Below are 19,988 nucleotides of genomic sequence, written 5' to 3' on the forward strand. Positions count from 1 at the left end.
CCATGAGGCCCCTGATTTTAAGGCTAGTAGTGCGATCATATTCACAACATTGATCGCCATTAACCCTAACAGCACCTGACTATGATAGAATTGACGCTGTCAAACGTGCCGTAACGCCAGTAACCTCCTGAGGTAACATCACTGTCATGACTGTTCTAACTCCACCGCTACCTTCGCTGATTCAATGAACAGGAGAGCAGCGTGCTCCTCACCCTGAACCCTGTAGGTCCGCTGGCCCACCTCTCTCCATGGGAGATGCATCAACTACAACAGCGCTTCCAGGGGGAACCTGCCCAACTACTCCGCCATTGCGCCTTAGCGGTATTAAACAGCGGTAGCCAACTAGACAGCAGCAGCCGGCTGTTGGCACAGCAGCCCGATTTTGATATCCAGTTACTGCCTAGTGAATCTGGTATTCAGCTTCAACTCCGCCATCCCCCCCAGCAAGCTTTGGTCGATGGGCAGTTGATCCGGGCTCTTCATGAAAATCTGTTTGCAGTCCTGCGGGATCTGCTGTTCCTCCCCTCGCCAGCAGTCGCAACCACCCATGCGAAGAGCGACTTGACTGCTCAGCAGATCACCCAGCTTGTTTTTTCCCGGTTGCGTCACGCTGAAATACTTACAGCGAAGGAGCCCGCTGATCTCGTGATCTGCTGGGGAGGCCATGCCATCCACCCTACTGAATACCAGTATGCCCAGCAGGTGGGGTATGAATTAGGGTTACGGGCACTACACATTGTGACCGGTTGCGGCCCAGGCGCCATGGAAGCACCCATGAAAGGGGCTGCTCGGGGCCATGCTAAGCAGCGCTTGCAGTGCTCTCGCTTGATTGGATTAACAGAGCCCTCCATCATCGCCGCAGAGCCGCCGAATACCTTCGTGAATCAACTGGTGATCCTGCCAGACATTGAAAAGCGCTTAGAGGCCTTCGTGCGGATTGCACAGGGCATTGTCATTTTTCCCGGTGGCCCTGGAACCGCTGAAGAGCTGCTCTATTTGCTGGGGATCCTGATGCACCCGGACAACCAGCAGCAACAGCTGCCGGTTGTCCTTACTGGACCACGCGAGTGCGCCGCCTACTGGCAACATATCGAACAGTTTATCCACGAAACGCTGGGGCCACAGGCTGGCGGCTACTACCGTCTTGTCATTGATGACGCCGCTGAGCTCGCGCGCCACCTGAAGCAAACGATCACGCGTCGTCTAGCGTGCTCCCTTGATAACGGTCGTGAGGCCTCTGCCTTCAACGCCTCTTTGGTGATCCCCCCGGCCCTGCAGCAGCCGTTTCAGGCCACCCACGAGGCGATGGCACAATTGACCCTGCAGCAGGACCACCCCCCCTCACAACGGGCGATTACGCTACGGCAACTGTTCTCAGGGATTGTCGCCGGCAATATTCGGGCAGAGAGCATTCAGGCAGTCGCTGAACGGGGTCCTTTTTGCTTGAAGGGTGATCCCTACCTGATGCAGGCCATCGATCGGCTGCTCCATAGTTTTGTGGCCGAGCAGCGCATGCAGCTACCTGGCGCGGCCTACATCCCCTGCTATGAGATTGCTAGTTAACCCTGGTTGAGACCTTGGTTATAGCCATTCCAACACCCTACACCGGGTAATCGTCTGAATAAAATTAGGGACTCATTTTTTTAAAATATTGAGGTTGCCACTTTTGGGCTCATTGCATGTTAAAAACAACCCCTCCTTCAGATTCAATTCATGTTGGATAAGACTAGCTCCGCTGCTCCGTTGATGAGATTTTCCAACAGGCTGGTATTTAGAATTAAATTATCCAGTTCTACCCCATAGTTGAGCTGGATTCATGCAATAAGCTACCATCTTGGTTGCCAACTCTGTTAATTCAACTTTACCCCCTATTTGACAGACATGGATTTTTCAACTATTACTAACTACAGAGACACCATTTACAAGGAAGAGTGCAGACGACATGGAGGAGCAGAATGGGCGAGTTTTTTATATTTTATAAGGAATTATTATCCACTCCTGGAGGTTTGGTTCTCCTAGGTAGTTTTCTAGATTCATTTATGTACCACGCTAGTCTTCTAATGATATCGTACCTTCCTGATGAATATCACAGAAATAAGGTTATTTATTGTAGTTCTATATTAAAAAATATCCTATTGTTTTTCTTATTTGGCAGTAATCGCCTCCTGATTTCATTAGGGAATTTTTTACGTTCTTGTTGTGTCGAGTTACTTGGTGATTGTGTGTATGAAAATGCCTTCTATAAAAATGAGTATCCGTTCCTTCGTAAATTGACCAATTTATGCGGATTGAACGATCCTTCTAATTTTTTTTCTACGAAAGCTCTGATTGACGATATTGAAGTTAAATTATATAACAGACTAATTATCAAAAAAAGAAGTCTCTATAAAAACTACAACTATCACTTTATAGGTACTAAGATATCATTAATTCAAAAATTATTAACAGCATCTATAGGAGTTACATTTATACCCTATACATTGTCAATAAAAGAAATTGGTATACTAACATACTCTTGGGAAGACTGCCTTTATGAGTTTACCGGCTTTCTCCTAGGTTACGCATGTTACGATTTTGGTTTCAGTTTCATAACTGATGACACTAATTCATCTGAACGAGCCATTAAAGAACAAAAAATTACATTACATTCTATACTTTACAACAGTGAAAATGTAAAGGCTATGCTCCTGCTTTCCCAAATATATCTACATGAAAGAAATTTTGAACAATCAAAATTATGGCTTAATAAAGCATCTACAAAAAATACAGAATATGAAAAAAATAAAATTTTTAACCACATTACACAGCGGGAATACTTTGAAAATAAAGAGGATATTGAACGAATTCGACTCGATATACCAAATCCCTTGATTGAAGAAGCACTTAAAATGCTTATAGAAGCATTCAGTTGGCGAGCACCTGAGCCAATCACCACAGCATCTACTACAACAGGAGGCGGCGAGCCAACTACTAGTGAAATATCTGAAGATATAACATGGGATGATGCAGACTATTTTCCACCTTCATACGAAAATGCCGAATCATCCTCTAGTTATTTAAATCAAAACGTGCAAACCAATAATGAAACCATTAGACTCCGATATAATAGATTGTTATCTACTATGGCAGGACTTGGTCAATCTGCCAGAGATATTCCTGAACGGTTAAACAGAAATAATGGAAGCACCAGACTCCAAGAATATAATATAGACGGAAATGCCGAATCATCCTCTAGTTATTCAAATCAAGACGTGCAAACCAATAATGAAACCAGCGGACTCCAACTCCAATATAATAGATTTTCATCTACTATAGCAGGACTTGATCAATCTGCCAGAGATATTCCTGAACGGTTAAACAGAAATAATGAAACCACCAAATTCCAAGAATATAATAGATTTTTAAGTAATGACTCTGAGTGATTGTTATGCTAAGATTGCCGTTAAAAAAAGGGAGTGTTCGGGCAGTCGCTGAACGGGGTCCTTTTTGCTTGAAGGGTGATCCCTACCTGATGCAGGCCATCGATCGGCTGCTCCATAGTTTTGTGGCCGAGCGGCGCATGCAGCTACCAGGCGCGGCCTACATCCCCTGCTATGAGATTGCCAGCTGATGCTAACACCTTTCAGCCTCATTTGAGGATTGGAATATACCCCATTATCGCCAGAATCAATATCTAGAAAAACCATTTTCTATATATATCTTACCATCATGCCCACATAATATTAAATAAGGTTTATCATAATTAGTAGAATTAATGAAAAATAACTTTCCGATTCTATTTTTTTCATCTTCTTTATAGCATAGAGGATAAATTACTTCGCTAAAAGGAGTCCAGCCACTTGAAGGTAAATTGGTAAGATAGTAGGGTATATGTAGTGAATCAGCTGAGAATGAGACTTCTTCATTGGTTCCACCTCCGTGTAACCATACACCATTTGCTACACTACGATCTTTTGGGATGGAAGTAGAAAACTTAATATAATCATTTCCCACATAAGATTTATTCCCGCTGGCTTGACTTTCTAGACGTATTTCAGCAGGCGTTATTTCTGCAGACCATGTTTTTATTTTATCTTTAACTTCTAGTTTCTGGGCGTAGAGAACCCCAGCGGCTGTAATATCTTTCCCAGCTGTAATACTGTTTTTGGCCGTCAGATCACGCCCAGCATCCACGTCACCAGCGGCGACCACATGACTGTTCGTTTCAATACCCCGATAACCAGCGATCCCCTGTGCAGTATTCACAACTAGTCTCTCCGGCCTCAGTGTGAGGGAGTCTTGTCCATGAGTTAACGTGATAGAACCTCCTTCGATAACTGTAGAGCGATCACTGCCTTGATTAAACCAAATTTTACTTCCATCCTCCAATTCAATATCGGCCGCCATCTTAAGATCGGCCTCCATTCGATTATATTCTGGGTGGCCAGCAATTTTTTTGCGAAATAGCAGACTACTAGCACTCAAGACATCATTAGAATTGAGGTAATTTAAAGCAGCCAAATGGCCCGGAGTTGTCATCACCGAGCCGGAGAGCGGTATCTGCCAGCCCTCTTGACCACCGGTCGCTTGATTCGGTTGTCGTTGTGAAATATAGCCTCCAGTGGGGCCCGCCCACTGGCTAACCTGTCGTAGTCCCCCTTCGTTAATTATCTGCCCGCCCTGGGTCAACACGAGCAGTTGCAATAAATTCGGTTGCGGCTGTTGGATCACTATCTGGTAGGTTTGATTGTACGGATTGTGATCCCGCAGGGTTTTCGGCAGATAACCACCCTCATAGAGAAACTGTTTAATCTCTGGACTATTCCAGATCACACTCTTTGTGTTACTGGTAGAGGATTGTAGCGATTCAAAATGGTCATGGGCATAGTGATTAGCCGCAGTAGCTACCCGATTTAACTGCTGGGCGGCGGTTTGATTTAATAGATCATTGGTGCGCTGTCCCACATACTGGGCGCCCAGACACATAAGACTGAGGGTCACCGTGAGCACGACCACGGCTTCTAGCAAACTAAATCCACGGGATAATTTCTGGGGTTTGTCAGAACAGTGATCGAATACGCTAGGCGACATACAGTGGAGGCCCTAGTAGACATGGCGATGAATAGCGTATGCTATGGTCTCTCAGGGCATTGTCAACGCAAGAGTACGCGATGGCAGTGACGCCATGAACCCTGTGTTGACTGTTCTACAACAACGCGAATGGCAGCAGGTGCTGCTTATCCAATCGATGGCTGGGCGCTGCGCAGTAGCTCATTAATACTGGTTTTGCTGCGCGTTTTGGCATCGACCTGTTTAACAATGACCGCACAATTCAGGCTATATTTCCCATTGTTGGCTGGCAAGCTACCCGGCACGACTACAGAGCCAGCGGGGACCCGCCCATAGTAGATCTGGTCACGCGCCCGATCATAAATCGGGGTGCTCTGTCCTAAGTAAACCCCCATGGCAATCACCGAGCCTGACTCCACGATCACCCCCTCGACAATCTCAGAGCGCGCGCCAATGAAGCAGTGATCTTCAATAATCGTCGGGTTCGCTTGCAGCGGCTCTAAGACCCCGCCAATGCCCACACCACCAGAGAGATGTACCTGTGCACCAATCTGTGCACAAGAGCCCACCGTAACCCAGGTATCGATCATCGTGCCAGCGCCAATATAAGCGCCGCTGTTGATATAACAGGGCATTAACACGCTATTCGGGGCGATATAGGCCCCATAACGTACCGTGGCCGGTGGGACCACGCGGACCCCCGCTCGTTCAAAAGCCTGCTGATCATACGCCGCAAATTTTAAGGGGATCTTGTCAAAGTAGTGGCTCTCCCCCCCCCTGATGAGTTGATTGTCATAAATACAAAAGGCTAATAGCAACGCCTGCTTCAACCAACCGTGGGTCACCCAGCCATGGTCCATTTTCTCAGCCACTCGCCAATGGCCCTGATTTAAACCGGCCAGAACCTGATCAACGGCGTCACGTAGCTCAGCAGAGGCCGTGGCCGGGGTTAAGCGATGGCGTTGGCTAAAAGCACTTTCAATCATCGGTTGTAAGGTCAACACGCTGCTCCTCCTGATTCATTAATTTCGTGCCGTGACCAGCTGCCCTAGGCGTGCGTCAACACCCGAGGCACAGGCTCTTCTGGACGCCAAGTTAATATCTCACAGCCATCACGGGTGACTAATACGGTATGTTCGTACTGAGCCGATAGGCTATGATCTTTGGTTTTAACCGTCCAACCATCTTTCATTAATTTAATAGCCGCTTTGCCCGCATTGACCATCGGTTCAATGGTAAAGATCATGCCAGGCTGCAATAGCACACCACCATCCTCAGCATCATAGTGCAATACTTGTGGTGCTTCATGAAACTGCTGACCAATCCCGTGACCACAATACTCTCGTACCACGGTGAAACCTTCTACCTCCACCAACGGCTGAATGATTCGCCCAATGTCACCCAGGGGCAATTGAGGCCTCACTAATTCAATCGCACGATATAAACTCTGTTGGGTGATCCGGCAAAGGCGCTGGGCCAATATACTCGGTGGCCCCACAAAAAACATTTTTGAGGTGTCCCCATGAAACCCATCCTTAATCACGGTGACGTCAATGTTGACAATGTCTCCCGCTTTTAATCTCCGCTCACTGGGGATCCCATGGCACACGACCTCATTGACTGAAATACAGACCGCCTTGGGAAATCCCTGGTAACCCAAGCAAGCAGACTGTGCCTGTTGCTGCTGCACCATGTAGTGATGGCAGCGTTGATCTAGCGCCTCGGTAGTGACGCCCGGAACGACATAGGGTGCAATCATCTCCAAGACTGCCGCTGCCAAACGACCGGCGATCCGCATACGCTCAATGGCCTCTGCCGATTGAATGATGATGTTCATGATAGAGACTCCATGGCTGAATTGAACGGTCGCTCCCGACTGGATGGGGGGCATGATAACCGATTTTAGAGGCCTAATACGATCGCAACCGCTTAAATAAGTGGAGTCATCGGCTAAATTATGCTATAAATTCCGCCGCCTGATGACGTACGCTGTTTTCTGTAGTATCCATTTTTTGGCCAAGACACCGTACAAAATTCATCTTTGGCTTAGCACACACAAGCTTCAATACTGACGCCGGGGTGCCTCACTCGATAGGAGGTCGGTCGTCAGGAAGCTTGGAGGCATAACCCCAACCTAATGAAGGCAAACCCATCATGATCCCCATCACCATATCTGAACTGCTCAAAGCGGGTGCTCACTTCGGTCACCAGACCCGCTACTGGAATCCTAAAATGCGGCCGTTTATCTTCGGGATCCGCAATAAAGTACACATCATTGATCTAGAACAAACCGCCACACTGTTTAATACCGCACTACAAGAGCTGAACAAAATTGCCGCCCGTAAAGGAAAAGTGCTGTTTGTGGGAACCAAACGCGCCGCCAGCGAGGCCATCAGTACGGCGGCCCAAGCGTGCGATCAATTCTATGTGAACCATCGCTGGCTAGGCGGCATGCTCACCAACTGGAAAACCGTACGCCAATCGATCAAGCGTCTCAAAGAGTTAGAGGTGCAAGCACAAGATGGTACCTTTGATAAGCTGATCAAAAAAGAGGCGCTGATGCGGCTGCGGGAAAAGGATAAGCTGGAGAAGAGTCTTGGCGGTATCAAAAATATGGGTGGCCTGCCCGATGCCCTCTTTGTTATCGATGCCGCCTATGAAAACATCGCCATTAAAGAGGCCAATAATTTAGGGATCCCAGTCATCGCCATTGTCGATACTAATGCCAATCCCGATGGCATCGATTATATTATTCCCGGCAACGATGATGCGATCCGGTCGATTAAACTCTACTTAGAAGCCGTCGTCAATAGCCTCAACGAGGGACGTGACCGTCATTCGGTCACTCAATTGGAACCCGATAGCTTTATTGAAGAGATTGAAGCCGTAGAATAAGTGACCGATGACTACCCCGGGTGCTCATACACCACTCTCATCACCCCTAGCGGCCGGGGGCAGTCAGGACTCTCCACCTAGGAATCACCCTATTTACCGTACAATGATTGAGGAGCCTTCATGGCTGAAATCACCGCAACGTTAGTTAAAACCCTGCGTGAAAGAACCGGGGCTGGCATGATGGATTGTAAAAAAGCGCTGATCAGCACCCAGGGTGATATAGAATTGGCTATTGATGCCATGCGCAAAGCGGGCCAAGCCACGGCTGCAAAGCGCGCTGGCCGCAGTGCTACGGAAGGCAATTTGATCCTTAAGATCGATCAATCGCAGGGGGCTGGCTGGCTGATAGAGATCAACTGTGAAACCGATTTCGTGGCTAAAGAGGCTGCTTTTTTAGCCTTCTGCCAACGTGTAGCTGATCGGGCCCTGGCAGAACAGATCACCGATCTAGACGCTTTGCAGGCTACCTGTGAAGCTGAGCGCGTCGCCTTAGTCGCACAGTGTGGCGAAAATATCCAGATCCGTCGCCTGGCAACCCTACGCGGTGAACGCGTGGGCGGCTATCTGCATGGCCAGCGTATCGGTGTACTGGTTGCTGCGACCCAAGCGGCGGATGCTGAACTTCTCAAGCAGATCGCCATGCATATTGCGGCCAATAAGCCGGCGTATATTCAGCCTCATGAGGTGCCCACCGCCGTGATAGACCGGGAACGGGAGGTACAGTTAGCCATTGCACTGCAGTCGGGTAAACCACAGGAGATTGCTGAAAAAATGGTGGCGGGACGGCTGCTAAAATTTACCAGTGAATTGGCACTCACCGAACAACCCTTTTTAATGGACAACACCCAACGGGTCGGTGAACGACTCCAGACAGTTGGGGCGACGGTGACTGCCTTTACTCGCTTTGAATTGGGTGAAGGTTTGGAGAAGGCCAGTGTTGATTTTGCTGAGGCAGTCACTGCTGTCGCAGAGCGACCATAAGGCTTTGTGCCCTATCACTCGCTGCCACAACCGGTGATCCGCTGTTGCGAGCGGATCACTTTATTCCACCCCCATGCAGAATCTACTGATGACACTGCCTGCTAAACCTGTCTATGCTCGTATCTTAATTAAATTCAGTGGTGAAGCCCTACAGGGCGAAGAGGCCTTTGGCATTGACCCAGCGCTGCTCAATCGTATCGCTCAGGAGATCAAGGCCTTGACCGCTTTAAGGGTGCAGGTAGGGATCGTCATCGGCGGTGGTAATCTGTTTCGGGGTGCTGGCTTGGCAGCAGCCGGCATGAACCGGGTGGTGGGCGATCATATGGGGATGTTGGCTACCGTCATGAATGGTTTGGCACTGCGCGATGCCCTGCACCGTGCCCAAGTCAATGCCCGGCTGATGTCTGCCATCCCGTTAAATGGGGTCTGTGACAGTTATAGTTGGGCGGAAGCGATCAGTCTACTCCGTAATCAACGGGTGGTGATCTTTTGCGCCGGTACTGGCAACCCGTTCTTCACTACGGATTCAGCAGCCTGCCTGCGCGGTATTGAAATTGAAGCTGATATTGTGTTGAAAGCCACCAAGGTCGATGGGGTGTATGCCGCCGATCCCGTTCAATTTCCCGAGGCGACTCAGTTTACGACCTTAAGCTACCAAGAGGTGCTAAAACGAGAGCTGAAGGTGATGGATCTGGCTGCCTTTACCTTAGCACGCGACTACGGGATGCCCATTGTGGTATTTAATATGAATAAACCGGGTGCCCTACTACGGGTGGTCCTCGGACAACCGGAAGGCACGCTGATTACCCACTAGGGAGTGAGCACCGCTTCAACCCTGAGTCACCCAGGATCAGCACTGGTTATTGATTCTGCGGATCGAGCGCATCTCGCAGGCCATCACCAATAAAGTTGAAGCAAAACAGTGTCAGCACCAGCAAACTCCCAGGCCCGATCAATGCCCAGGGGTTGATCTCCATGGCTCGAGCCCCCGACTGCACTAAGGCGCCCCAGCTGGTCATCGGCTCTTGCACCCCTAACCCTAGAAAACTGAGAAAGGATTCAAAGAGAATCATCGAGGGAACCAACAGCGAAGCATAAACCACCACAAGACCTAGTACATTCGGCACGATATGGTGCACGATAATTTGACCTGAAGAGCGGCCACACAAGCGGGCCGCTAAAATAAACTCTTTCTGCTTTAAACTAAGGGTCTGTCCACGCACAATCCGGGCGATATTCAGCCAAGAGACCGTGCCTATAGCGACAAAAATCAATAGAATATTGCGTCCTAAGCAGGTCACTAACAAAATCACAAAAAATATAAAGGGTAAGGCGTCTAAAATCTCTAAACAGCGCATCATCACCACATCTAGCCAACCGCCGACGTAACCAGAGATAGCGCCATACAGCGTACCGATGAAGAGGGCAATCAGCGTGCTCAATACCCCGACCATTAATGAGATGCGTCCGCCCATGGCGGTGCGTACTAGCAGATCACGGCCCAAAGCGTCCGTGCCAAAGTAGTGACCACTCCCCCAACTAGGCAGCAATCGCATCGACTCCCAATCCATCGCGTCGTAGGTAAAAGGAGAGAGCCAGGGCATGAACAGCACGAAACTTATTAATAACAGGAGTACCCAGACACTGATCACCGCAGCACGGTTACGCATAAAACGATAGTAGGCGTACCACCAGAGGCTATGATTGAGGGGTACTCGGTTGCTAGCGCCCTGCTTGACTGAATGGGCTACCGCCTGCTTCACACTAGTGGGCTGTAACTGCACCCGTTATCTCCTCTTAATAACGCAATTTAGGATCAAGAAAAGCATAGAGAATGTCAATGACCGCATTAAATAGAATCGTAATGATGCCTATTAATAGGGTTAAACTGAGCACCAAGAGATAGTCGCGGTTAAAGGCACCATTCACCAACAACTGTCCCATCCCGGGCAGGCCAAAAATCGCTTCAATCACCACAGAGCCCGTAATGATACTGGCGAAGGTGGGTCCCAAATAGGAGATCACTGGCAGCATGGCCGGTTTTAACGCATGGCACCATACAATGTGGCGCATCGGCAAGCCTTTCTCCCGCGCTGTGCGAATAAAGCTGCTATGGAGTACCTCGAGCATCGAACCCCGAGTCAAGCGGGCAATCGTGGCAATATGACTGAGTACCAAGGCGCTAATGGGGAGAATCATGCGCAGCAGCTCGCCACCATTCCAGCCACCGGCAGGTAACCAACGTAACCAGACCGCAAAAATGAGCACGAGCAGGGGTCCCTTCACAAAACTAGGCAAGATCACCCCGATCATCGCCAGCAACATCACCGCATGATCTAGCCAGCCATTGTGGCGTAATGCAGCGGTAATACCGGCTGACATCCCCAATAAAACCGCTATTACAAAGGCACACCCCCCAATTTGCAGTGAGACCGGAAAGGCGGCGGCAATTAGCTGGGACACCGTATGATCTAAATATTTAAAGGAGTACCCCAATTGTCCCCGCAGTAGGGATCGTAGATAAGCACCATATTGTTGGTAGAGTGGCGCATCTAAGTGATACTTGGCCTCAATTTGCGCTAAGAGCTCCGGCGAAGCTATCTCCTCCGTGGCAAAAGGGCTTCCTGGTGTCAAGTGCATCAGAAAGAACGAGATGGTGATTAAAATAAACAGCGTTGGTAGCGCCTCTAAGCAGCGTCGGACAATCAATTTCCCCATGAAGACTCCCGTGGATTGAGGGGTTACAACCTCCTATTACGCTCCGGTTGGTTTTGGCTACTGACGGTAGCGGGAGGGAGCTTGCGGATGTTGCATCAGGTAGAGATCTTTGACGTAAAATAGTCCCATAGGATTACGGTCACTTAAACCGCCAACATAGGGTTTGACTAAACGGTGCGCGACACGATGAAACAGCGGGATCAGCGGAACATCTTCGGCTAGTTGTGCCTCCGCTTGCTGGTAACTGTGTCGGCACGCTTCATCAGTCGTAGCCTGTAGCGCCTGTTCCAGCCAATGGTCAAAAATGCTGCTGTGGTAGAAGCAGCTATTTTTACCACTGTTAGAGAGCAAATTATTCAGGAGTGCAGAGGGCTCATTATAGTCTGCTTCCCAACCATTGCGGGCTATTTGATAGTGTCCTGACAGTCGACTCTGCAAAAAAACTTTCCACTCTTCACAAGCAAAAGTGATCTCTACCATCTCCAAAGACTGTTTCCACTGCGATGCCAAGGCGACAGCGATCTGTTCATGCAGCTCTGAAGTGCTATAAAACAGCGTAAAACGCAAGGGATTATCGATGTGATAACCCGCCTCTTTTAATAACCGCTGCGCCTCTTGACAACGTTGTGCCTGTGGCCAATCGGCCCAAACAGGGCGTTTCAGGGAAAATCCCTCAATAGTGGGGGGATTGAGACTATAGGCCACCTGTTCTCCCTGCCCCAGCAGCTGCTGCACTATTTTCTCGCGATCGAGCACTATGGATAACGCTTGCCGTACCCGACGATCGTTAAAAGGGGGCCGTCGTAGGTTGAGTTGATAGGCATAAGTGCCTGGAACGGGAAAGTAGCGCAGCTCCTGAGGGTACTGTTGTTGTAGTTGCTGAAAATGGGCTAACGGTAGCCGAGTATTGGTAATATCCACTTCAGCTGCCTGGTACCGCCGCATATCCACCACCTCATCTTCAGAGGCAAGATAAGTGACCGATTCGATCACCGTGTGGGCATTATCCCAGTAGTGTTCATTGCGGGTGAGTACCAACTTCTCATTCACTACCCACTCCTGAATACGGTAGGCACCGTTGCCCACAAAATGGCTGACGGCAGTCCATCGATGGTCATCACGACCCTCACCATACCGCGCTATGGTGGGGGCATGCAGGGGATAAAGATCACAAACCGCCAACATCTTGACCAAATAGGCAACGGGTTGTGACAGCTGTAGTTGCAAGGTATGATCATCTAGGGCATGGATCCCCAAAGCCTCTAAAGGCTGCTTGCCAGCAATGACTTCGGCACTATTGGCTAGGCGCATATTGACCAGATAACTGGCGTAAGGCGATCGGGTGGCCGGATCGGCCAGTCGCCGCCAGCTATAGACGAAGTCCTGTGCGGTGATCGAATCGCCATTGGACCATTTGGCGTTTGGCCGTAAATAGAAAGTCCAGGTTTTACCCTCTGGGCTCTGCTGCCAACGCTGGGCTACCCCAGGAACCACCTGGCCCTCACGATTTAAATTGACCAGTCCTTCAAAGACATTACGCATGACATTCCCTGCTGGAGTCCCATGCGTTTTATGGGGATCGACCGTGGCAATCTCGGCGCCATTGGTGATGATAAGCTGCTGTAAGGCTGCCAATTGAACCCCTGGCGGCACCTCAGCGGCTTGCAACCCACACGGGTGGTTTATCATGCTATTAGCCGCGCCACAGAGTAAGAGTAGTCGTATCCAGCGGATTCTATAGGGTTGCATCTCATCCGATCTCCTGCAGTCAATTAAATGATTAATGGTGAGAACCTCCTGGGACCGGGGCCCACGACCGTTGAATCTCTTTTTACAACCCCCTACTACTACTGACGATAGCGAGAGGGGGCTTGCGGATGTTGAGTCAGGTAGAGATCTTTCGTGTAGATCAGATTCATGGGGTTACGGCGATCTAACCCGCCGACGTAGGGCTTGATCAAGCGACTGCGCATACCGTGATACAATGGGATCACCGGAGCCTCCTCAGCCAACAGCCGCTCCGCTTGCTGGTAGCAGCGGCAGCGTTCCGCCGCTGTAGGAGCCTGTAGGGCTTGCTCTAGCCAACGATCAAAAACTTGGCTTCTATAAAACGCTGAGTTGCCACTACTCGTTGACTGTAGCATGTTCAACAGCGCTGCCGGATCGTTATAACCTGCTGGCCAACTGAAACGGGCTGCCTGATACTCGCCCGCCAGACAGTTGGCCAGAAACACTTTCCACTCCTGTTGATCTAAAGTCACTTCAGCACCGAGTCTGTTTTTCCAGGTATCACTGACGGCTACTGCTAACTGTTCATGCACCTCGGACATATTGTATAGCAACCTGAAGCGCAGCGGGTTGTGTTGATGGTAACCCGCCTCTCGTAATAATTTTTTAGCCACGCTACACCGGCGGCTTAAAGGCCAAGAGGCCCAATCCGGGCGGGCTACTTTAAAGCCAGCCACCCGTTGGGAGTTTAAGGTATAGGCTACCTGCTCTCCCTGAACCAAAAACTGGTCGACGATAGCTTCGCGATCAAGCACCAAGGACAAAGCTTGACGGACCCGCACATCATTAAAAGGGGCTCTTTGTGTATTCAAGCGATAACCCGCCACTGAGAGGGCGGGGAAGTGCCACAGCTCATTAGGCTGCTGCCGTTGTAGCGCCAGATAATGTTCAGTAGGAAGCAAATAATGGGTGATATCGATTTCGCCGGCCTGATAGCGTCTAATATCGACCACCTCATCTCCTATCGTTAGATAGGTCACCCGCTCAATCACTGTGTGCGCCCGATTCCAATAGGTCTCACTGCGGGTGAGGAGTAGCTTTTCATTCACCACCCACGATCGCAAACAATAGGCGCCATTCCCCACAAAGTGGCTGACGGCATACCATTTATCTTCATCATAACCATTACCGTAGCGCTCTACGGTTCTCTGATGTAATGGATAAAGGGCAGGATTGGCTAGCATGCTGAGTAAGTAAGCGAGTGGTTGGGATAAAGAGAGCTGCAGAGTATGCGTGCCTAACGCCTGGATCCCCAAAGCCTCTGGCGGCTGTTCCCCTCGCCGCACCGCTTCGCTATTCACTAATTGCATCTCAGTGAGATAACTGGCACACGGGGAGCGAGTCGCCGGATTGGCCAGACGCCGCCAACTATAGACAAAATCAGCCGCAGTCACTGGATCACCATTAGACCATCTCGCCTCAGGGCGCAGATCAAAGGTCCAGACCTTGAGATCGGCACTAGCATGCCAACGCACGGCTACCCCAGGAACGATTTGACCCTGATTATCAAAATTAAACAGCCCCTCCAGTAGATCACACATCACACTCATTTCGGGCGCGCCATGCGATTTATGAGGATCTAAAGATTGCACTTCAGCACCATTGTTGATGACCAGCTGTTGCACCGTGGCTAAGGATACCTCCGGCGGGACGACAGCGGCAGAGAGCGTATAAGCTCTGCTGAACATCACCAGTATCCCCCAGTAAACCACTCGATCACACCAGCGTAGCGTCAACATCGCCCGACTCTCTTCAATCAACCTCTCCAGTGCTGATAAACTGGTACCCTCTCATTAGAGCGGACTCAACGTTAAAGGTTATAGCCTCACCACCGCTGGTTATCCGCCCGACCAATCAGCTTGGGTTACCTTAGTGTTCGTTAATATAGAGATCTTTAATAGACATCACTAATAATCGATTGCGTTCGCTGATACCACCCACATAAGGTTTAATCAGACGAAACTCAACACAATGGAACAGAGGAATCATCGGCAGATCTTTGGCGAATTGCTCTTGAGCCCGTCGATAGGCCTCTTGACGCAAACTTTCATCATTTGCTTGCAATATTCCCTCTAGGCAAGTATCAAACGCTTGACTGCGATAGTGAGCCGTGTTTAGTTCACTATGTGAACGCAGATTACTGAGTAAAGAGTAGGGCTCATTGTAAGGAGCACTCCAGGCAAAGCGCGCGACCTGGTAACGACCAAATTGCACGGCCTCTAAATAACCCTTCCACTCCTGATTCTCCAAAGTGACCTTCACGGGCAAGTTTTTCTGCCAGAGTGAGCTGATGGTAAGCATGATCTGCTTATTCAACTCGCTGGTACCACTATATAATAAGGAAAACTCCAGAGGATGCTGTGCGGTGTAACCCATGGCCTGTAATAATTTCTGCGCCTCACGGTTACGCCGTTCCTGGGACCAAGTGGCCCAAGCGGGCTTTGATGCCTTGACCCCCTGCACACCATCGGGGACCATAGAATAAGCCAAGGTTTGTCCACGCATAAAAGATTGTTGAGCGAAAATGTCCCGATCGATCGCCATTGCTAAAGCACGACGTACCCGCACATCATGGAAAGGGGGCATTCTATTGTTAATGACTAGTCCATAAACATCTATCAAAGGGAAAAAACGGATTTCTTGCGGAAACTCCTGCTGTAATTGGCTAAATTCATCATCGGGAAGACTAGAGTAGGTGACATCGATTTCCCCCTGCCGATAACGTAACCGTCCCGCGGCAGCGGAGATGGGTAAGAAGGTGACCTGCTCAATACAAGTGTGCGCGTTATCCCAGTAACGAATATTACGCGTTAACACCAATTTCTCATTGACACACCACTCCTTCGGCCGATAAGCACCATTACCGACATAGTGAGCCGGTGAGCTCCACTGCTCTTGGTACCGCTCAATCGTGGCACGATGAACAGGGGACAGCGCCGGGTTTGCTAACAACTTAATTAAAAAGGGATGGGGTTGTGTCAACTGCAGCTGCAACGTATGGTCATCGATCGCTTGGATCCCTAAAGCTGTTACCGGTTCACGACGATGAATGACTGCAAAACTATTGAGTAACTGCAGATCAACCAAGGCATTCGATAACCGAGAGGCCGTTTTTGGATCGGCTAAACGACGCCAGCTGAATACAAAATCAGCAGCAGTCACCGGATCTCCATTAGACCAGCGCGCCTCAGGCCGTAAATAGAAGGTCCAAGTTTTACCAGCGTTACTCTGCTCCCAATGGGTAGCGACTCCTGGAACGGTCTCGCCATGACGATCTAAAACACACAATCCTTCCAACAAATTAACGAGAACATTATTTTCTGAGAGGGCGTTCGGTATTTTATGAGGATCAAGTGACTGTATTTCCCCGCCATTCGTGATGGTGAGGTGTTGCCGCTGCGCTAGCTGCCTAGTTTTAGCCTTCCCTACCACTTGTGCTGCCAATTTACCACTCAATAGTGACTCAAAAAATGCCCATACCATAATAATACTCCAGCAGGTTCGGTGGTTTTTCATCATGAATTTCCCCTGAATCTAAGCTCAATCTTAAGCTAGGATCTGATTTTAGATTAATCTGTATCCTAAATGTAAAATACAGATCTGATATACACAAAAATGTAACAATTAATATTACCCCGTAACCTGAACCATCCAGCACACCTAGCCACTGGACAGTGTTTTAAGGCTGCCAGAACACCCTACTTTATCAACCATAAACAATGGCCTCCCTGTTGTTGTACGACTGTTAATCGATCCCGATGGGCCTGAAGCTCCACTGCTGTTGCTCGTAAGATGTGCAGTGCCTGATCCCGCTGGGGGCCGCGGGCATCAGCAGCGGCGCTACTCGAGGTGAGTTGGGATTCACGCCCGTTATCAAAGCAGAGCGTCGTTTGGCCGCCAGTCATCACCAAATAGAGCTCAGCCAACAGCTGGGCATCCAGCAAAGCCCCATGCAAGCTACGCCGCTGTAAATCAATTTGATAACGACTACAGAGTGCCTCTAAACTATTACGCTTACCCGGAAACCGTTGGCGGGCTAGCGCTAAAGTATCGATCACTGTCGGGCAGAGTTGCGCCAATTGCAGCTTTCCGCCGCTGCATTGAGAGAATTCGTAATCAATGAAACCGGTATCAAAGGGAGCATTGTGGATGATTAAGGCGGCACCACGAATAAATTCACAGAATTCATCCACAACCTCGGCAAAGGGGGGTTTGTCGCTGAGAAAGGCATCGGTGATACCATGCACCGCAATGGCTGCTGGATCAATGGGACGATTTGGGCGCAGGTAGAGGTGAAAATAGCGCGTTGTGAGACGTCGGTTTACTATCTCTACCGCACCAATCTCCACGATACCATGACCTTCATGGCGCACGCCTACCCGATTCATCCCGGTAGTTTCGGTATCTAAGACAATCTGCCGTTCCATGCCGATAGTGCTCCAACGTTTTTTATGACAGACTGGCGATTTTTTAATGAGGGGTTCAGTCTAACCGATGGTCAGACAGATGGTCAAACAGATAGAAATCTTTACCGATGGAGCCTGCCTAGGTAACCCAGGGCCGGGTGGCTATGCAGCCCTGTTACGCTATGGCCCGCAGGAGCGTCTGCTCAGTGCCGGATACCGTTTAACCACCAATAATCGTATGGAATTACTGGCAGCTATTGTGGCTTTAGAGCAATTAAAAGAGCCCTGTCAGGTAAGCATTACCACCGATAGTCAGTATGTTTGTCAAGGCATTACCCAGTGGATCCAGCAATGGAAACGCCGTGGCTGGAAACGCGCTGGCCAGAAGCCGCTGCTCAATAGTGATCTCTGGCAGCGGTTAGATATCGCCTGCCGGCCCCATCAGCTGCAGTGGCACTGGGTACGAGGACATAGCGGCCATTTGGAGAATGAACGCTGTGATCGCTTGGCACAACTTGCAGCCACCACTCAAGCGACGCTAGAGGATGCAGGGTACCGGCCCTAACGCCTGAGCACTGTATGCTTAGACGCATAGCCGCGACAAACACCAGCAGGCTTCTCTTGCCATAAGAGTTTGCAGGAGACTGGTGCCGCAATGGGCTGCAGCGGCAGGATCTGCTTACGAGCGACGATCAAATATTGGCAACCAACTAGCGGCAGGCAGCACTCCGACACCCTCTGAGCAGCCACCGATGCCTGCCAAGGCACGAGTTGAAAGGTCTGATGGCTTAATATCTGATAGTTCAAGACAGAGAGCCAATCCAGCAGCCGTCGTCGACTCAACAGTCGGCAGCCACTCGGGGGTTGGTAGCACACCCCGGGTAATAACTTCCCTAGACCCAGCACGCTGGTCGGATTAAAACCACTGATTAATAGCCACCCCTGATCCATCAGCACCCGATCGGCTTCCTGCAAAATATCCTGCGGGTTTTCTGAATAAGCTAAGGTGTGTGCCAACAGACAAGCATCAAACCAGTGATGGCTATAAGGCAGCTGTGGACACACTCCGGTGACCCGGCTGGCGGATTGCGCCGGCGTAAAAGGGAGCGCGACCTGATGGGACAGGTTACACCCTTGGCAGGCCAGATCGTTGCTTAACTCACCCCATTTTAACAGCTGAACACCCGTTATTTTAGGCCACCATGGGTCAAGTTGCGCCTGTAAGGCGCGTTGGTAGTATACTCCACAGGGCAGCTCGCTCCAGTGGAGTGGCATGATCAAGCTACGCTGGGAGGCCATAGTTGCCTTAAGGGTTCCGTGGTCAATCGTTTCATCGTCATCTCCTAAGGATAGCGCCAAACTATGCAATTGCTCAATATCCCAGCCCTCAAGGATAACTATATTTGGATTCTGGTACTGCCTCACCGGCGGGCTATCCTGATTGATCCCGGCGATGCCCTGCCAGTGCTGCAGTGCTTACAGACCTATCGACTCACCCCCATGGCGACGCTCCTAACCCACCACCATGCAGACCATACCGACGGCGTGCGTGCTTTGAAAGCGACCTACCCCTCCCTAGCCATCTACGGTCCCCCAGAAACCTGTAGGAGCGGGGTGACTCACCCCATTCACGGGCCCTCCACCTTGACAGTTTGTGGGGTCACTGTGCAAGTCCTGGCGGTCCCTGGCCATACGCTTGGCCATGTCGCTTACTATCTTTCACAGGGTGCACCACATAATCCCTGGCTATTTTGTGGAGATACCCTATTTTCAGCCGGCTGTGGCCGGCTGTTCGAGGGGAGTGCCCAGCAGCTGTTCCAGTCGTTGCAACAGCTAGTAGCTCTGCCAGCGAACACACAGCTGTGCTGTGCTCATGAATATACCCTGGAGAACTTACGTTTTGCCCGGGTTGTCGATGAATCCAACCCTTTTCTACCCCCTTATCAACAAAAAATAGCCTCTCTACGCGCGCAGGGGCTGCCCAGTTTGCCAACGTCACTCCATACCCAACGGCTCATTAACCCCTTTTTACGCTGTCACCACCCTGCCCTGCAACAACGGCTTGGGTTTACACAGCCCCCGGTCTCTCCTAGTGCCGTTTTTGCTGAATTACGCCGCTGGAAAGACCAGTTTTGAAACAAACCTAACCAA

18 protein-coding genes are annotated in these 19,988 nt (G+C 50.0%); 8 read left to right on the forward strand and 10 right to left on the reverse strand.

The features are described from left to right. Window positions 1–201 precede the first annotated feature (201 nt). From ppnN to NL324_RS07870, 3 genes are all read left to right on the forward strand, one after another. A complete protein-coding gene (ppnN, locus tag NL324_RS07860; RefSeq protein ID WP_253307013.1) occupies window positions 202–1,563 on the forward strand; it encodes a nucleotide 5'-monophosphate nucleosidase PpnN in 1,362 nt (453 codons plus the stop codon). 659 nt (window positions 1,564–2,222) lie between these two features. Further along, window positions 2,223–3,422, forward strand: a complete 1,200-nt coding sequence (locus NL324_RS07865; RefSeq protein ID WP_253307014.1) for a hypothetical protein — start codon at window positions 2,223–2,225, stop codon at window positions 3,420–3,422. Between the two features lie 5 nt (window positions 3,423–3,427). After that, complete coding sequence (locus tag NL324_RS07870; protein WP_253307015.1) at window positions 3,428–3,610, forward strand: pyrimidine/purine nucleotide monophosphate nucleosidase domain-containing protein; 183 nt, start codon at window positions 3,428–3,430, stop codon at window positions 3,608–3,610. Between the two features lie 56 nt (window positions 3,611–3,666). On the opposite strand, the gene pilV is transcribed toward NL324_RS07870, so the two are convergent. The 3 genes from pilV to map all read right to left on the reverse strand — a co-directional run bounded on the left by pilV (window position 3,667) and on the right by map (window position 6,886). Then, window positions 3,667–5,007: a shufflon system plasmid conjugative transfer pilus tip adhesin PilV gene (gene pilV / locus NL324_RS07875; protein ID WP_253307016.1), complete on the reverse strand. Its 1,341-nt coding sequence runs from the start codon at window positions 5,005–5,007 to the stop codon at window positions 3,667–3,669. A 209-nt stretch (window positions 5,008–5,216) separates the two neighbouring features. Further along, window positions 5,217–6,053 (reverse strand): 2,3,4,5-tetrahydropyridine-2,6-dicarboxylate N-succinyltransferase, encoded by an 837-nt coding sequence (gene dapD, locus NL324_RS07880; RefSeq protein ID WP_253307017.1) that lies wholly within the window; start codon window positions 6,051–6,053, stop codon window positions 5,217–5,219. Window positions 6,054–6,097: 44 nt separating this feature from the next. Continuing rightward, window positions 6,098–6,886, reverse strand: coding sequence for a type I methionyl aminopeptidase (gene map / locus NL324_RS07885; protein ID WP_253307018.1), 789 nt, complete (start codon window positions 6,884–6,886; stop codon window positions 6,098–6,100). A 317-nt stretch (window positions 6,887–7,203) separates the two neighbouring features. On the opposite strand from map, the gene rpsB reads away from it, so the two are divergent. The 3 genes from rpsB to pyrH all read left to right on the forward strand — a co-directional run bounded on the left by rpsB (window position 7,204) and on the right by pyrH (window position 9,739). Continuing rightward, window positions 7,204–7,944, forward strand: a complete 741-nt coding sequence (gene rpsB, locus NL324_RS07890; RefSeq protein ID WP_253307019.1) for a 30S ribosomal protein S2 — start codon at window positions 7,204–7,206, stop codon at window positions 7,942–7,944. 120 nt (window positions 7,945–8,064) lie between these two features. Further along, window positions 8,065–8,925 (forward strand): translation elongation factor Ts, encoded by an 861-nt coding sequence (gene tsf / locus NL324_RS07895; RefSeq protein ID WP_253307020.1) that lies wholly within the window; start codon window positions 8,065–8,067, stop codon window positions 8,923–8,925. Window positions 8,926–9,013: 88 nt separating this feature from the next. Then, a complete protein-coding gene (pyrH, locus tag NL324_RS07900; RefSeq protein ID WP_253307021.1) occupies window positions 9,014–9,739 on the forward strand; it encodes a UMP kinase in 726 nt (241 codons plus the stop codon). 46 nt (window positions 9,740–9,785) lie between these two features. Here pyrH and oppC read toward each other — a convergent pair whose 3' ends face one another. The 6 genes from oppC to dnaQ form a co-directional block, all read right to left on the reverse strand. Then, window positions 9,786–10,709: an oligopeptide ABC transporter permease OppC gene (gene oppC / locus NL324_RS07905; RefSeq protein WP_253307022.1), complete on the reverse strand. Its 924-nt coding sequence runs from the start codon at window positions 10,707–10,709 to the stop codon at window positions 9,786–9,788. A gap of 13 nt (window positions 10,710–10,722) precedes the next feature. After that, window positions 10,723–11,643, reverse strand: a complete 921-nt coding sequence (oppB, locus tag NL324_RS07910; protein WP_253307023.1) for an oligopeptide ABC transporter permease OppB — start codon at window positions 11,641–11,643, stop codon at window positions 10,723–10,725. Window positions 11,644–11,700: 57 nt separating this feature from the next. After that, window positions 11,701–13,392, reverse strand: a complete 1,692-nt coding sequence (locus NL324_RS07915; RefSeq protein WP_253307024.1) for an ABC transporter substrate-binding protein — start codon at window positions 13,390–13,392, stop codon at window positions 11,701–11,703. Between the two features lie 98 nt (window positions 13,393–13,490). Further along, complete coding sequence (locus NL324_RS07920) at window positions 13,491–15,191, reverse strand: ABC transporter substrate-binding protein (protein ID WP_253307025.1); 1,701 nt, start codon at window positions 15,189–15,191, stop codon at window positions 13,491–13,493. Between the two features lie 109 nt (window positions 15,192–15,300). Then, a complete protein-coding gene (locus tag NL324_RS07925; protein WP_253307026.1) occupies window positions 15,301–16,914 on the reverse strand; it encodes an ABC transporter substrate-binding protein in 1,614 nt (537 codons plus the stop codon). Between the two features lie 215 nt (window positions 16,915–17,129). Next, window positions 17,130–17,858, reverse strand: a complete 729-nt coding sequence (gene dnaQ, locus NL324_RS07930; RefSeq protein ID WP_253307027.1) for a DNA polymerase III subunit epsilon — start codon at window positions 17,856–17,858, stop codon at window positions 17,130–17,132. 79 nt (window positions 17,859–17,937) lie between these two features. On the opposite strand from dnaQ, the gene rnhA reads away from it, so the two are divergent. Next, window positions 17,938–18,402, forward strand: coding sequence for a ribonuclease HI (gene rnhA, locus NL324_RS07935; RefSeq protein WP_253307170.1), 465 nt, complete (start codon window positions 17,938–17,940; stop codon window positions 18,400–18,402). Here rnhA and NL324_RS07940 read toward each other — a convergent pair. Beyond that, entirely contained in the window at window positions 18,399–19,136 is a 738-nt protein-coding gene (locus NL324_RS07940) for a class I SAM-dependent methyltransferase (RefSeq protein WP_253307028.1), read from the reverse strand. The two genes, rnhA and NL324_RS07940, sit on opposite strands and share 4 nt — an antisense overlap. Before the next feature lie 63 nt (window positions 19,137–19,199). Between NL324_RS07940 and gloB the strand changes: the two genes are divergently transcribed. Further along, complete coding sequence (gene gloB, locus NL324_RS07945; RefSeq protein WP_253307029.1) at window positions 19,200–19,973, forward strand: hydroxyacylglutathione hydrolase; 774 nt, start codon at window positions 19,200–19,202, stop codon at window positions 19,971–19,973. Window positions 19,974–19,988: the final 15 nt, after the last annotated feature.

This window comes from unidentified bacterial endosymbiont (assembly GCF_918320885.1).
Taxonomy (GTDB): domain Bacteria; phylum Pseudomonadota; class Gammaproteobacteria; order Enterobacterales.